Source organism: Thermanaerothrix solaris (assembly GCF_032334255.1).
Classification (GTDB): Bacteria; Chloroflexota; Anaerolineae; order Anaerolineales; family Anaerolineaceae; genus Thermanaerothrix; species Thermanaerothrix solaris.
In genome coordinates, this window is the sequence record NZ_JAUHMF010000001.1 from 1,180,256 (window position 1) to 1,193,857 (window position 13,602).

13 protein-coding genes and 1 tRNA gene are annotated in these 13,602 nt (G+C 55.2%); 3 read left to right on the forward strand and 11 right to left on the reverse strand.

The genetic code is table 11. From position 1 onward, the window contains the following. Positions 1–7 precede the first annotated feature (7 nt). A complete protein-coding gene (fliD, locus tag QYE77_RS05375; RefSeq protein ID WP_315624353.1) occupies positions 8–1,717 on the reverse strand; it encodes a flagellar filament capping protein FliD in 1,710 nt (569 codons plus the stop codon). Between the two features lie 89 nt (positions 1,718–1,806). After that, the gene (locus QYE77_RS05380) at positions 1,807–2,688 is read right to left on the reverse strand and encodes a flagellin (RefSeq protein ID WP_315624354.1); all 882 of its coding nucleotides are present in this window, start codon (positions 2,686–2,688) and stop codon (positions 1,807–1,809) included. Positions 2,689–2,740: 52 nt separating this feature from the next. Between QYE77_RS05380 and QYE77_RS05385 the strand changes: the two genes are divergently transcribed. Then, the gene (locus QYE77_RS05385) at positions 2,741–2,920 is read left to right on the forward strand and encodes a hypothetical protein (protein ID WP_315624355.1); all 180 of its coding nucleotides are present in this window, start codon (positions 2,741–2,743) and stop codon (positions 2,918–2,920) included. An 86-nt stretch (positions 2,921–3,006) separates the two neighbouring features. Here the strand turns inward: QYE77_RS05385 and QYE77_RS05390 are convergent, their stop codons facing one another. The 3 genes from QYE77_RS05390 to QYE77_RS05400 are packed head-to-tail and all read right to left on the reverse strand — an operon-like array spanning position 3,007 to position 8,071. Continuing rightward, entirely contained in the window at positions 3,007–5,442 is a 2,436-nt protein-coding gene (locus QYE77_RS05390) for a methyl-accepting chemotaxis protein (protein WP_315624356.1), read from the reverse strand. Positions 5,443–5,485: 43 nt separating this feature from the next. Further along, positions 5,486–5,950, reverse strand: coding sequence for a chemotaxis protein CheW (locus QYE77_RS05395; protein ID WP_315624357.1), 465 nt, complete (start codon positions 5,948–5,950; stop codon positions 5,486–5,488). A gap of 24 nt (positions 5,951–5,974) precedes the next feature. After that, complete coding sequence (locus QYE77_RS05400; RefSeq protein ID WP_315624358.1) at positions 5,975–8,071, reverse strand: methyl-accepting chemotaxis protein; 2,097 nt, start codon at positions 8,069–8,071, stop codon at positions 5,975–5,977. 277 nt (positions 8,072–8,348) lie between these two features. On the opposite strand from QYE77_RS05400, the gene QYE77_RS05405 reads away from it, so the two are divergent. Both QYE77_RS05405 and QYE77_RS05410 read left to right on the forward strand, forming a co-directional pair. Further along, positions 8,349–8,421: transfer RNA gene (locus tag QYE77_RS05405), tRNA-Phe, on the forward strand. An 81-nt stretch (positions 8,422–8,502) separates the two neighbouring features. Continuing rightward, on the forward strand, positions 8,503–8,949 hold the full coding sequence (locus tag QYE77_RS05410) for a DUF3887 domain-containing protein (RefSeq protein WP_315624359.1): 447 nt from the start codon (positions 8,503–8,505) through the stop codon (positions 8,947–8,949). A 3-nt stretch (positions 8,950–8,952) separates the two neighbouring features. Here the strand turns inward: QYE77_RS05410 and yabN are convergent, their stop codons facing one another. From yabN to QYE77_RS05440, 6 genes are all read right to left on the reverse strand, one after another. Further along, positions 8,953–10,434: a bifunctional methyltransferase/pyrophosphohydrolase YabN gene (yabN, locus tag QYE77_RS05415; protein ID WP_315624360.1), complete on the reverse strand. Its 1,482-nt coding sequence runs from the start codon at positions 10,432–10,434 to the stop codon at positions 8,953–8,955. Between the two features lie 119 nt (positions 10,435–10,553). Beyond that, a complete protein-coding gene (rpsI, locus tag QYE77_RS05420; protein ID WP_315624361.1) occupies positions 10,554–10,952 on the reverse strand; it encodes a 30S ribosomal protein S9 in 399 nt (132 codons plus the stop codon). Positions 10,953–10,965: 13 nt separating this feature from the next. Beyond that, positions 10,966–11,391, reverse strand: coding sequence for a 50S ribosomal protein L13 (gene rplM, locus QYE77_RS05425; RefSeq protein ID WP_315624362.1), 426 nt, complete (start codon positions 11,389–11,391; stop codon positions 10,966–10,968). Beyond that, on the reverse strand, positions 11,384–12,190 hold the full coding sequence (gene truA, locus QYE77_RS05430) for a tRNA pseudouridine(38-40) synthase TruA (protein WP_315624363.1): 807 nt from the start codon (positions 12,188–12,190) through the stop codon (positions 11,384–11,386). Before truA ends, rplM begins: the two co-directional genes overlap by 8 nt. A gap of 26 nt (positions 12,191–12,216) precedes the next feature. Then, positions 12,217–12,594 carry a 50S ribosomal protein L17 gene (rplQ, locus tag QYE77_RS05435; protein WP_315624364.1) on the reverse strand — a complete coding sequence of 126 codons (378 nt, stop codon included), beginning with the start codon at positions 12,592–12,594 and terminating at the stop codon, positions 12,217–12,219. A 6-nt stretch (positions 12,595–12,600) separates the two neighbouring features. Next, positions 12,601–13,569 (reverse strand): DNA-directed RNA polymerase subunit alpha, encoded by a 969-nt coding sequence (locus tag QYE77_RS05440; RefSeq protein ID WP_315624365.1) that lies wholly within the window; start codon positions 13,567–13,569, stop codon positions 12,601–12,603. Positions 13,570–13,602 lie beyond the last annotated feature (33 nt).

Here is a 13,602-nt window from a genome sequence, read left to right on the forward strand (position 1 = left end):
CCCACAATTAGAACAAGCGATTTACGCTGCCATAAATGCTGGCCCAAGTTTGCTGAGCATAGGATAGGCTAATCAATTGGGCCTGAATTTGGGCGTATTGTTGGGTCAGCATGGCTTCGCGGTCGGACAAGTAAGATTGAAAACGGGCAATATCGCTACCCAAATCGGTCATTTGCCGATCCAACAATCCTACGCTTTGGGTCAAATAGCCACTTCCACCGATAAATCGCTCCAGTTCGTTGTCCACAACATTCATAACAGCATCGAAAATCGCCTCAACAGCCTGCGGATTTTCTCTTAGGGCCGACTCAAAGCGTGCCACATCCGTTAAAGATAAGCGCAGGCTCTCGTTTAAGGTTAACCCCACCTCGCTTAGGCTGTTATAAAGACCCGTACCCTCGTAACGTTGCATCACCGCAGAAAGCAAGCGGAAACGTAACTCGCTGAACACCGTGTCGTTGGCTAACGCCCCGCGCGTATATGTATCTCCCTGCTTGGTGATCGCCATTTTATCTTCCAGGTAGGCCATAACGGCATTAAATTTGCTGGCAAACGCCTCCACAGCACTGCGCGCTTGACCGAAATCTGCGGTTACCCTTAATGTAGCCGATTTGCCCTCGGCATCGGCAGCTAGTTGCAGCGAAACCCCATAAATGACATCCGTCAGATTTGTATTTCGGGCACGGGTGAAGGGTATTCCATTGACGGTGAATTGAGCATCTCGTGCCTGCCAAGCCTCGGGTTCCGGCGGAACAGTCTCGCCCCAGTCGCCTCCCACCTCAGCCACATACTGATAAAGCATGCGATGAACCACTCCGGTTTGACGCGCAGTGAGAACCAAGTGGGTTCCCACCATGGATGCCACCACATCTCGCCCCTCGGGTTGGATCACAGCATTGATTTTATTGACCACATCCTCAAGGGTATCACTTTCGACCACGTTCACCGTTACGCCGGCGGCCTGGTAATCAATGGCCGCCGTTCCGGCTTCTGGGGATTCACCAAATGTGATCACCAGTCCACGGTGGGTATCGTAAACCTCCCCCGGTGATAATACTTGCCAGTCGCTGGTCAGACTACCATCGGCTTTAGCCTTGTCGTAGATCGCAACCACGCCACCGTCTGCAGCCCGTAGACGGAACTCGAAACCCGAGTCGCCTTGACGCACTTCCAGTACATAAGCCGTCCCCTCGGCCTGGCTACCGCTTCCCAATTCACGCAGGCCACTGCCCACCCCCCCCACATTCACGCTTGCCACGATCGGGCTACTGCTCGGTAAGGATGCTGCCGCCACACCGGTCCCGCCCAGATAAAACACTCCACGCTTACCCAGCGGACGATCCGTGGCAGCCTGTTCCGCAGAAACCCATTGCTCGGCGCGTGCCAGTTGGCTCACCTGAATACGATAATCCCCTACCACGGCTGAAGCGCTGGCAGAGGCACTCAACACCGTTGCACCATTCACCGAAGGCTCGGTTACAGTTACCGACCGCCCACTCTTTAGCGTGAAAAACGGACTGCTGCTCCGCAACGCCTGCACTTGTTGCTTGAGATCGCTCAATTGCGAGCGGAGATCCAGGTAAACACCCCGTTGCACATTAAGTGCATCGCGTTGTTGGGTCATCCGTGTTAAGGGCTGCCGCTCAATGGCCATCAGGTTGCTGACCAGGTTGGTGAAATAACTGGAGAGAGTGGTCGTGCTAGAAACGTCAACCATAACAGCCTCACAAAACCTCCGTTGGGATGGCTGGGCGGGGAGCGCTCATGGCGCCCCCCGCTATCCCGATACCGATGAGGAGTTGACGATTAGCGGAAGAGGGTGAGCAGGAATTGCGGCGCCGTGTTCGCCTGAGCCAGCATCGCGGTCGCGGTCTGCTGCAGGATCAGGAGTTTGCTGGCATTCACCTGCTCTTCAGCCATGTTGGCGTTCATGATTCGGTTGTAGGCTGCCTCAGTGTTGGTGTATTGCACGGTGATGGCTTCTTCTTTGAAGGACAAGCGGGCACTGAACGCACCGACTTCGCTGATCCCCTTCTTGACCTTTTCAATTGCAGCATCAATGTCGGAAAGCGCGCTGCTCAGGTTGGAAGTGGTGTAGTTCGTATTCAAGCCCAAGCCGGCTGTCCCTGTGCCATATGCGCCAAAGCCCTGGTTGTCCGAGAATTTGAACTCTGAGGTCACGGCGGTCGGATCAGCTAGAGTCCCCAACGAGGTTAAGAAATTCTGAGTTGCCGAGGTACCACCTGCAGAACCACTTTGGCCGATCAGGAAGTTGCCGTTCCACTGGGTTTGTTCAACAATGGCATCAATTTCCGCCGCATAGGCATTCAACTGGGCGGCAATAGCCTCTTTCTCCTTATCGCCAATGGTACCGCTTTGGGCTTCCAACGCCTTGTTCTTCATCTTGACCAGGATGTCCTGGATCTTGCGCAAGCCACCTTCCGCCGTGGAGAGCAGGTTCTTGGCATCGCCGATACCGTTGAGCACCGTCTGTAACCCTTGGCGGCGGATATCAAAGGTGGTCGCCAGGCTCAATCCCGCCGGATCATCCGCGGCTTCATTAATGCGTTTACCGGTCGCCAGGCGGGTTTGATGAATAGCCAGTTGGTTGTTAATCAGTTGCAACGAGTTGAGCGCGTTGAGCGCACCGATGTTACCAGCAATACGAGTGTAATCTACTGTAGGCATCTCACACCTCCTTGTGAATTTTGGCGGGGATCCTTCCCCTTAGAATTTAGAAATGAACGACGAGAAATCGGTGGGGCTCCTTACCAGTGACCTCTCGGGTTTAAGCCCCTTTACCCAAGAGGCGGGACATCGAGTTACAGCAGTCTGTCGTTTCGTTACCTTGCGCTTCCAACCTCCTCATCGGTTAGTTTGGGATGCTGTTCTACCTTCCTTAACGACCATTTTGGGCTAAACCTTAGGGCTGAAGCGTAAATTCGGCATAAAAAAGGCGCCCTGACGTGTGCAGGGCGCCATCTTACAAAAAGAATGTTCCAAACCTCAGGAAACTTTCACCAGCACGCCCCGTCCGTTGCCTGAGGCGGAACCTGGCATAGATGCCCCTTTGCCAACCACGGTTGCCTCGCTCAAGCGGAACCGCGATACCGCATCTTTCAGGGCTTGCGCTGTGCCTTCCAGGAACTGTGCCGAAGCGGCTACCTCCTCCACCTGGGCCGACATCTCTTCGGCAGAAGCCGAGACCTCCTCAACGGCGGCACTGTTTTCCTCGCTCACACTGGCGATAGACTCCACCGCCTGGGCGATTTCTTGTGATCCGGCGCTCATCTCCTCAGTGGCGGCGGTGTTCTCTTCGGCAATTGCCGAAACCTCGTCTGCTGCGGCTACCAGTTGTTCAGCCAGCCCCGCCATGTGATGGGCGGCCTTGACGCTCTCCTCGGCCTTGGCTTGCATCGCTTTGATCCCGCTCAGAATGTCGGTCAGCGCTGCTCCGGCCAGATTCGCCTGCTGCACATCCTTCTCTACCTCGTTAGCGCTTTCCTGCATTGCCGACACCGCTTCTTCCACCGCTTGCCGAATTTCGCGGATCAACGCACCAATTTCACGGGTTGCCGTCGCCGAACGTTCGGCCAGTTTGCGCACTTCATCGGCGACAACTGCAAAGCCCTTACCGTGTTCACCGGCTCGGGCGGCTTCAATGGCTGCATTGAGCGCCAGCAAGTTGGTTTGCGAGGCAATGTCCTGAATCGTCTCCACGATCGCGCCAATTTGCGCCGAGCGCTGCCCCATGGCCTGTACCTTCTCGGCCGAGAGCACCACTTTTTCACGGATGGCCGCCATCCCTTTGAGGGTGGATTCAACCGTCATCGAACCCTGACCCGCAGTTTCTACTGCGGTATGGGCAACCTCAGCGGTGCTTTGCGCTCCAACCTGCACCTGCTGAATGGCTGCCGAGAGTTGGTTGATCAGCGCAGACATCTTATTGACCGCCACTGCCTGCTCTTGTGCGCCCTTGGCTACCCCTTGAATCGCCCGCGTCATCTGTTCCACGGAAGCCGCGGTACGACTGGCTGCTTCGGATTGCTGCGAGGCACCCTTGGCAACCTGTTGGATGGTCGTCGCGATTTGCCCGGTGACCTGACCAGCTTGATTGGCGGCTTCAGCCAGTTCAGTCGCTGCCGCTTCCAGGGCCTGGGCATTTTGCGCCACGCCCTGTACAATATCGCGTAAACCCCGAACCATACGGGCAAAGGCATGACCCAGGACATCCTGATCTGACCGCGGCGTCACCTCCACCGTCAAGTCACCAGCGGCGATCGCCTCGGCTGCGCTCGCCATGGTTGAGAAATATCCCACCACATTTTGGAGCGCTTCTCCCATTTGCCCAAATTCATCCCGCCGCTTGAGAATGGATTCGCGTTTTTGCACGTCTATGTCTTTCAACAAATCACCCTGCGCTAATTTGTTCATCGCCGCGGACACAATCTGGATCGGGCTAGCGATTTGCCCAGAGAAAGTATATGCCGCCAGAGCCGCCAACACTGCTATGACCAAAACACCGATGAACATAATTCGTGCTAACCCATTGGCGGTGGCGAATGCCTCGCTGGTTTCCTGTTCAACAATGAGCCCCCAATTTACCTCGGGTAAATAACGATAGGCCCCCACAACCGGCTTAAAGCGATAGCCTTGATACTCCCCCTCACCTTCCTGCCCCGAAAGCACAGCGCGTGAAGCCTCAGTATCAATGCGCAATTCCAAGGCACTGCGCTCTTTGATTCGATTTTCGGCTTTCAATTGTTCCTCAAACCGTGATGGCGTAATTAACACCCCTCGCTGATCAATCAAATAGGCATCACCGGTGGTTCCCAACTGCGCCTTGGCAAACACCTCTTCTATTGCTGTGGTTGGTACCACTCCAGCCATCACACCTACTACTTGCCCCATCGAGCGGATAGGCGCCGCAAATACCACCACAACATGCGAACTTCCTTTCGATACGACGGGATCCGAGATCACAGTCTTGCCAGCCATGGCTTGCTTGAAGTACTCTCGGTCGCTCATATTGTTGCGTTGCCCATCGGTTGAAGCCAACGCATACCCATCGGGTTGAATCACCACCAGTGTTTCGAAATAGTCCCCCCACTTTTCTTTATATAAGGTAAGCGCTCGCATGACCCGTGTTGGCTCCATAGATACAATTTCACTGGCATTTGCCATGACCTCCACTTCAGCCTGCCGAGCGGCAAGCCATTGCCTAACCTGAGCACTGGTGATATCCGCTAAATCACCCAGCGTCTCAAGGGCGCTTTGCCGTAAGGAACCCGTCGCCTGAAAATAACTCAAGGCGAACAAAACCAGTAATGGCACCAAGGCCAGCACTAACGAATAGAACAGAACTTGAACGCGGATAGACCCCCGTTTCGCCAGATGTTGTGAACCCTGATGATTTTGAAATCGTTCGAATACCTTCTGCATGGCTAGTTTTCTCCCTGAGGGAAATGGATGGTTTTTCTTCTCTTCATGCCGTAACCGCCTCTCGGAGTGCGGCCAGTTGTGTCTCTTCTTCTACCGAAAGCACCTTGGTCAGATCCAGGAGGATAATCAACCGCTCCCCCACTTTAGCAATCCCGGTAATAAAACGGGTGCGCTCATTGGTTACCATCGGTGGTGGGGGCTCAATGGTTTCCTCCGGGAGACGCAACACCTCCAAAACACTATCCACCACAATCCCAATGGGGTGAGTTTCATTCATCACCACCACAATGCGGGTTTCGCGGTCAACTTCGGCCGGTGGCAGGCCGAACCGCTTGCGGAGGGATAACACGGGTAACACCATCCCGCGCAGGTTGGTGATACCCTCAATAAAAGCCGGCGCTTGGGGCACCATGGTGATGGGCTGCATCTTGACGATGCTTTCCACCCGATCAATCGTGACCCCATACTGTTCACCAGCGACTTGAAAGACCACAAATTGTTTCTCCATATCTTTTTCTCTCCTGAAGGGAAATTAAGAACCGGGGGTAACGGGTTCCAGCACTTGAACGACCGGTGGTGCGACGGGCTCGTTTGCCATCATTGGCGTTTCGCCTTGATTCAGCCTGAAGTGTGCCACCAGGGCTTCCAGGGAGTGTGCCATTGCGGCCAATCCATCTACAGCATTTGCCACTTCGGCGACTTGAGCACTGACCTCTTCGGCTGAGGCACTGACTTCCTCAATAGCAGCGCTATTCTCCTCCGAGACACTGGCGATGGTCTCAATGGCCTGGTTGACCTCACCCACACTGGCCGTCATTTCTTCCGTTGAAGCGGTATTTTCTTCAACCACAGCGGAAACGCTATCTACCGCGCTGACGAGTTGATCCACGGCATCCCGCACCCGCACCGCCGCATTGGCCGTCAACTCGGCTTGCTGCTTTACCGCCTCGCTGACCTCGTGGATAAATGCCAGAGCCTGTCCAGCCTGATTCGCCAATTCCACCCCTCGTTGTACATCCTCATTACCTGCGCGCATCGCGTTCACTGCTTCATCTACGGTCTGCTGAATGCCGCGCACCAATTGCGCAATTTCCTTGGTGGCAGCAGCGGCACGTTCAGCCAATTTGCGCACCTCATCCGCCACCACCGCAAAGCCCTTGCCGTGTTCTCCCGCTCGTGCCGCTTCAATGGCGGCGTTGAGCGCCAGCAAGTTGGTCTGAGCGGCAATGTCCTGGATCGTCTCCAAAATGGTCCCTATCTCGCGGGAACGCACCCCCATCTCTTCCACCCGCTGGGCCGAAAAGCCAAAGCGGTTACGGATATTTTCAATACCTTCAATGGTTTGCTGCACAGCCTGAACCCCTTGCTGAGCCAGTTGGGCTGCACCGGTCGCATCGCGGAATACCGTTTCCACACTCTCTGCCATCTGTGAAACATCCCCGCTGATCAGGGCGGTCAAACTCGAGGCATTGGCAACCGCCTGAGATTGCTCCTGAGCCCCGCGCGCAATACCCTCAATGGCACGGGCAACTTCATTGACCGAGGCGGCAGTGCGATTGACACTCTCGGACTGCTCAGCAATGCCTCGCGCTACCTGCTGGAGCGTCTGCGCCATTTGTTGGCTGGCCTCGCCGCTTTGGAAGGCGGCGTTTCGAAGGTCCTGAGCAATGGCATTCAACCGTTCAACCGCCTGCATGATTTGCTGCACCTGGCGGCGCAATCCTTCTACCATCCGCACATAGGCATTTCCCAGTTCATCTTGCGGGCTGCGAGGAGTGATGGTAAGGCTGAGATCTCCCGCCGCAATCCGATCCGCCAGTTCAGCCATGGCAACGATATAATCCTCGGCCGCTTTTAAGGCCTTGCCCAACGCCCCGATTTCATCGCCCCGCTTGGCGATCGATTCTTTGACCGCAATAGGAATGTGACGGTTAAGATCCCCCTGAGATAAGTTGGAGAGCGCCCCTACCATGACCTGAATCGGCTGATTCAGATTGCGGGTGATTAGAACAGCCAACGCAATCGAAAGCCCTACCGCCAGGATTGCTATGACCATTAAAGTCCAGCGCACCCGTTCAAAAGTACGTTCGCTGTGGGCATGGGCTTCCTCGGCAGCGCGCTGTACCACCGTCAACAATCCTTCCATCGCTGCATCAGCGGTCTGGCGCGCCATTGCCAAATCACCCACCGTGGCCCGTGCTATCGCTGCGCTGCGGTTCCCGGCGTGAATTTGCTGCAGGGTATCATCCAATTTACTGATGTAATCCTGCCAGGCCGTTTCAAATGTTGCCAGTGCCGCTTCTGACCCCGGCAGATTTAGCGCGCGTAAATCTCGAATAATCGCCGTAACTCCGGCAATGTTTTGGTTAATTTGTGATTCAAGTTTGAGGGTATCGTCCGGGAGCAGAAAGATATTGAACAAATTGCCGCGAATCTGATACAACATCGTGCGTGCTCGCCCGACGTCTATAGCCGGGGTTAGATTCTGAGAATAGAGCATTGCTGACTGGGCATGTGCATCCGCGATCCCAAGGTAAGACTCCACAGCCAGAACGAGGGTCAGAAGGACAACCACCCCAAACGCCAGGCTCAACTTGACCAAGAGACGCAAACGGTTAAGCGGATTCATTGGCTCTCCTCGTGAATCGGGTTAAGATTTTGAGGGGACTCTGCCGGCCGTAGAGGTCGCGCTTTCGCGCCAAACCTTTTTCCATAGGCCAGGTCAGGAAAGCGCACCTATGCCGGTGACTTCTGTATCAATTTACGGAAGACCGGAGCAAAAGCGCATAAAATAAGGATAAAAACATAATAAAAATGGGATGAGTTCCTTATATTACCCGCTTGGCTTAGAAAATAGCGCACGTTGCTTGACAATCCCCCCGCCTGCCGTTAAAATTTGAATGGTTGCCGAGATAGCTCAGTTGGTAGAGCACGCGGCTGAAAACTGCGGTGTCGCCAGTTCGATTCTGGCTCTCGGCACACCGACGCCTCTCTTGAGTGAGAGGCGTCTTGCTTTAACCATATTTTTTATGGTATGATGCGCGCGGGAGGAATCTACCGATGAATAAATCCCAATGGCAAATTGTCCTTACTCTAGTGTTCGTGATAGGGATTATCCTGACCGCCTGCAGCGGGGGGGCACGCACACTTGAAGGGGATACTCGAGACGCTGTCTTAGCCTATGCCGAACCCATGGCCGATACCCTGTTGAATGGCCTATTCGCGGGCGATTACACCGCCTTTGCCACCGACTTTGACGAGGCTATGCGCAAAGGGCTAGACGAAAAAGCATTTACCGACTTGCGCCAGACGCTCGAATCGCGCCTGGGGGCATTTCAATCCCGTGAAGTGAGTTCCGTTCTCGAAAGCGGTAATTATTACATTGTGGTCTACCGCCTGCGTTTTGAGAAAGATGATGCTGTGACCATGCGCCTGGTGTTAACCAAAACCGAGCCACATTTGGTCAGCGGCCTGTGGTTCGACTCACCGGAATTGCGTAAACGCTAAAGGTCACTCCTCTGGTTCGACGCCTTTCTCATTGTGCTTGGCTTCCTCCCAAAGCGCGTCCATCTCGGCCAGGGTCATTTCGCCAAGCACCCGTCCCATCTCGCGCGCGCGTTGCTCGATATGCGCGAAGCGTTGGCGAAAGCGCTGATTGGTAGCCCGCAGCGCGCTTTCAGCATCTACTTTATACCAGCGAGCTAGGTTCACTACGGCAAAAAGCAAATCCCCTAATTCTTTTTCCCGGGCGCGCTCATCAGGGGCAGTAAGCACCTCCTGCAGTTCCTCGCGCACTTTTTCCCACACTGGCGCAATCTCAGGCCAGTCAAAACCCACCCGCGCGGCACGATCTTGTAATTCTTGCGCTTGCGTAAGCGCAGGGAGCGCTAAAGGTACCCCGGCCAACAAACTGCGTTCCTCCTGGCCATTTGCCTCACGTTCCGCTTGCTTTAGTCGTTCCCAGTTTCGTAGCACCCCCTCCACTCCTTCCACTTTTAATGTACCAAACACATGGGGATGACGGCGCACAATCTTATGATGAATGCCGCGCACAACATCTGTAAAATTAAACTCCCCTTCCTCGCTGGCAATCTGGGCATGCAAAGCCACTTGAAGCAACAGATCCCCTAGTTCTTCTTGCAGAGCCTGCGGATCGTCCGCGTCAATCGCCGCCAGCACTTCATAAGCCTCTTCTAAAAGATGACTGCGCAAGGACTTATGAGTCTGTTGGCGATCCCAGGGACAACCGTCCGGCGCGCGCAAATGCGCCACAATTTCCAGGAAGGCTTCCATCGAGGTAGCCTCTCCTAAGGGAGGCACGTATAATGCGCTCATTAGCCCTAAATGCGGACTACGGTCAATCTCATAAAGGCGAAGGTGCTCGATTTGCTGCTGTTTCGTGCCTGCAGCATGTACCAGGGTTACTGGATGCTCATCCGGATAGAAGGCATTCAACGTCAACTTGACCTCTGATGCGCTCATGCGGTCATAGATCTGAGCAATCAAAACCGGGGCATCCGGCGGGAAGGAAGGAACATGCCAGGTGCCCAATTCCAGAGCATCCAACAACACGAGGCGAGGGAAAGGATCTAGACCCAGCGCGGTAAAAGTGGGTTCAAGGAACGAAAGGCCCTCAATGACACGTATGGGCAATCCTTCAGCCTGGGCGCGGCGCAAAATCTCGGGGCCTGTGGCTTCCGCCACCAGGGGATGGCCCGGTACAGCATACGTCACCCCTTGCGGACGGTGGGCTAATTCGATAACTTTTTCAACAATGGCAGTGTAAACCGCGTCAAACGATTGCCCCTGACGATACAGCCAATCGAAACTATGCACTTGCACCCCAGCCGGTAGTTCTTGCACCACAGGATGCTGGTCGGTGCGCACATAAAGTTCTTGGATTGACCTCAACCATTCCCAGGCTTCATGCGTCAATAAGCGCGCCTCACCTGGACCCAGTCCTAGCAAAACCACACCGCCCGCGACTGTCATACGCTCACCTCTCAAAAATCTTCCCCTTTACTCTGATGTTAGCAAAAAGCCTGAGGGGAGGATAAAATACCCTCCCTCAGGCCCCATAACCAGGCCAGAAACCTGTCTCGTATGCTTTTTTAACGCTTGGTGTAGGTTGGCGCCTTGCGCGCACGCTTGAGACCGGGTTTCTTGCGTTCCTTCACCCGCGGGTCGCGCGTGAGCAGCCCCTCGCGACGCAGTGTCTGCACCAACTCAGGGTTCATCTTGGCTAACGCCCGAGCCAGCCCCAACCGCACCGCATCGGCCTGGCCGGTGACCCCACCGCCGACCACCTTGACGGTAATGTCAAAACTATTGCGATCATAACCGGCGGCCACAAGCGGGCGCAGGATCGAGTCCATGTCGCCCAAGCGCGGGAAGTAGGCTTCTAGAGGTTTCTCATTAACCACAAAGCGCCCTGAGCCACTCATGACACGCACCCGCGCGGTGGCTTCTTTGCGGCGTCCAACACCTTCATAATACTGTACTGCCATCATGCTCTAACTCCTCTTAGGCTACCGGTTGTGGATTCTGTGCCTGGTGCGGATGCTCTGGACCCGCATAGATCTTGAGCCGCTTAATCAGGCGCCGCCCAATCTTATTCTTGGGGAGCATCCCCCACACAGCCTGCCGGATCACCCGATCAGGATGCTTCTGCAGCATATCCCGCAAGGAAATGGCTTTCAAACCCCCGGGATACATCGAGTGACGGTAATAAATCTTGGTTTCAGGGCGGGATTCATGCACCTGAATGCGGCTGGCATTGATGACCACCACGTAATCCCCCATCGGGACACCCGGGGTGTAAGTGGGTTTGTGCTTTCCCAACAGGTAGTGCGCGATTTTGGTCGCCAGTCGTCCTAAATTTTGGTCTGTGGCATCAACCAGCAGCCATTGTGTTTCAGGTTTTCCTTTGATTACGTATGTCTTATCCACAGTCCTCATCTCCACTTGCAATTAAGGATTCTCCCAGAGGTTCAAATCCTTGCTCATCTTCCGGGTAATAAACCCGTTCAAGCACCAAGCCCCGCGCCGCCGCCAACCCCGGCGGAAGGATGCGCTCACCGCGGAGCGCCTCGCCGATGGCTTCGGGCGGCAGTTTTGCTTGCCCCACCAGCACCTGGATGTACACCAACCTGCGCACCATATGGTAGAGGAAAGCATTGGCAACAATGCGAAAGCGCAGTGAGGCATCTTCCAGGACTTCCCAGGAGGCACGATACACACGGCGCACCGTAGAGCGCCCGGGCTTCATCGGTGCACCAAAGGCAGCAAAATCATGCTGGCCTTCAATCCAACGCGCCGCCGCCTGCAGCCGAGCCAAATCCACATCTGGCCATACCCGCCAGGCATAGCGGTCACGCAACGGATCGCGATCCGGTGCTGCATAGAGGCGGTAGGAATATGCCCGTCCCACCGCGTGATAGCGAGGATGAAAATGCGGGCTGGCTTCGCGCACGACTTTGACGGCCACATCATCAGGCAGGTAAGCGTTTAACGCTCGTCTCAAGTCTTCGGAGGAGTGTGCCCAATCCAAATCGAACGCAATTACCTGACCTGCCGCGTGAACGCCTGCATCAGTGCGACCGGCATAAAGAATCGCCGGTCCCAACCACCCCAGGCGCTGTAACGCCGCCTCTATCTCCGCCTGCACCGTCCGTGCCCGACCTCCCTGCCTTTGAAACCCCTGGAAGCAGGTGCCGTCGTAGGCTATGGTAACCTGGTAACGTGCCATTCCAATCCGGCAAAAGTCCGGATGGCTTACGACTCAACCAATTCCAGCAAGACCATCTCGGCATTATCGCCTAGCCGAGGGCCCAGCTTGAAGACACGAGTATAACCGCCATTGCGGTTCGCATAACGAGGTGCGATCTCATCGAACAACTTCTTGACCAGTTTTGGATCACCCAGGCGCGCTGCCACCAACCGGCGAGCATTGACTTTTTCAATGTCACTCCCCTGTTGGCTATTGCGTGCGATGGTGATCATCCGCTCCGCCTCGCCGCGGATAGCCATGGCTTTAGCCCGGGTCGTGCGGATGCGCTCGTACGTGAAAAACTGGCGCAAGAGCGTTCGGCGCAACGCATTACGCTGGCCTGTGGATCGCCCCAATTTGTAACCTGCAACCTTGTGTCGCATCGGTCCTTACTCCGCCTCCTTTGTTTCGGGTGGCAAGAACCCTTTCTCGCGCATTTTCTGGCGCAATTCTTCCAGGCTCTTCTCGCCAAAATTCCGGATGGACATCACCGCATCATTGCCCTTTTCCAGCAGTTCCAGCACATCCCCAACCGTGGTAATCCCCGTGCGCTTGAGGGAGTTGAAAACGCGCACCGAGAGATCCAGATTTTCAATCGGGGTATCAGCAGCCTCACTGCTTAAGCGGATACCGCTCGGCTCTTTTTCAGCCGCTAGCGCCATCGCCTCCTCGCCCACGCCCGCTACCAAGCGGAAGTGGTCAATCAGGATCCGAGAAGCCTCAACCAGTGCTTTTTCTGGCGAAATGGTGCCATCCGTCCAAATTTCCAGCGTTAAACGCTCGTAATTCGTGCTTTGCCCCACGCGCGTGGCTTCCACGTTGTAATTCACCCGTTTGACCGGGCTGAAGATCGCATCCACCGGCAGGTCACCGATAGGAAGTCGTCCACTGCGGTCACTGGCCGGGGAATACCCACGACCGCGTTCCACCACCATCTCAATATCTAAACGGGTGTTGGGGTCATCTACCGTGAAAAGGTAGAGTTCGGGGTTCACAATTTCCACTTCCGCCGGGGTTTGAATATCCGCTGCGGTAACTGGCCCTTCACCCCGTACCTCCAATTGGAGGGTGGCGGTATCCACATCGTGTAAGATCAAGCGCAGTTGCTTGATCTGCAACATGACCTGGATAACATCCTCACGGACGCCGGGAATATCGCTGAATTCGTGCAGTACATCAGTGATGCGAATGGATGTAACCGCTGCACCTTCCAGCGACGAGAGCAGCACACGCCGTAGGGCATTGCCCAGGGTGACACCATAACCGCGTTCCAACGGGCTGATCACAAAGCGCCCATAGTTGCGCGCCTGGGCATCTTGCTCTATTCTGGGTTTAACCATGCTACTTACAGCACTCAAGGTCCACCTCTTTCTTTTGAACGAACCCGAATT

What these genes read in the sequence shown, in the direction of transcription:
- QYE77_RS05390 (WP_315624356.1), bottom strand. Translation starts at nt 5,442, where the DNA reads ATGCAGAAGGTATTCGAACGATTTCAAAATCATCAGGGTTCACAACAT.
- fliD (WP_315624353.1), bottom strand. Translation starts at nt 1,717, where the DNA reads ATGGTTGACGTTTCTAGCACGACCACTCTCTCCAGTTATTTCACCAAC.
- QYE77_RS05385 (WP_315624355.1), top strand. Translation starts at nt 2,741, where the DNA reads ATGAACGACGAGAAATCGGTGGGGCTCCTTACCAGTGACCTCTCGGGT.
- yabN (WP_315624360.1), bottom strand. Translation starts at nt 10,434, where the DNA reads ATGACAGTCGCGGGCGGTGTGGTTTTGCTAGGACTGGGTCCAGGTGAG.
- QYE77_RS05380 (WP_315624354.1), bottom strand. Translation starts at nt 2,688, where the DNA reads ATGCCTACAGTAGATTACACTCGTATTGCTGGTAACATCGGTGCGCTC.
- rplQ (WP_315624364.1), bottom strand. Translation starts at nt 12,594, where the DNA reads ATGCGACACAAGGTTGCAGGTTACAAATTGGGGCGATCCACAGGCCAG.
- QYE77_RS05395 (WP_315624357.1), bottom strand. Translation starts at nt 5,950, where the DNA reads ATGGAGAAACAATTTGTGGTCTTTCAAGTCGCTGGTGAACAGTATGGG.
- rpsI (WP_315624361.1), bottom strand. Translation starts at nt 10,952, where the DNA reads ATGATGGCAGTACAGTATTATGAAGGTGTTGGACGCCGCAAAGAAGCC.
- truA (WP_315624363.1), bottom strand. Translation starts at nt 12,190, where the DNA reads ATGGCACGTTACCAGGTTACCATAGCCTACGACGGCACCTGCTTCCAG.
- QYE77_RS05400 (WP_315624358.1), bottom strand. Translation starts at nt 8,071, where the DNA reads ATGAATCCGCTTAACCGTTTGCGTCTCTTGGTCAAGTTGAGCCTGGCG.
- QYE77_RS05410 (WP_315624359.1), top strand. Translation starts at nt 8,503, where the DNA reads ATGAATAAATCCCAATGGCAAATTGTCCTTACTCTAGTGTTCGTGATA.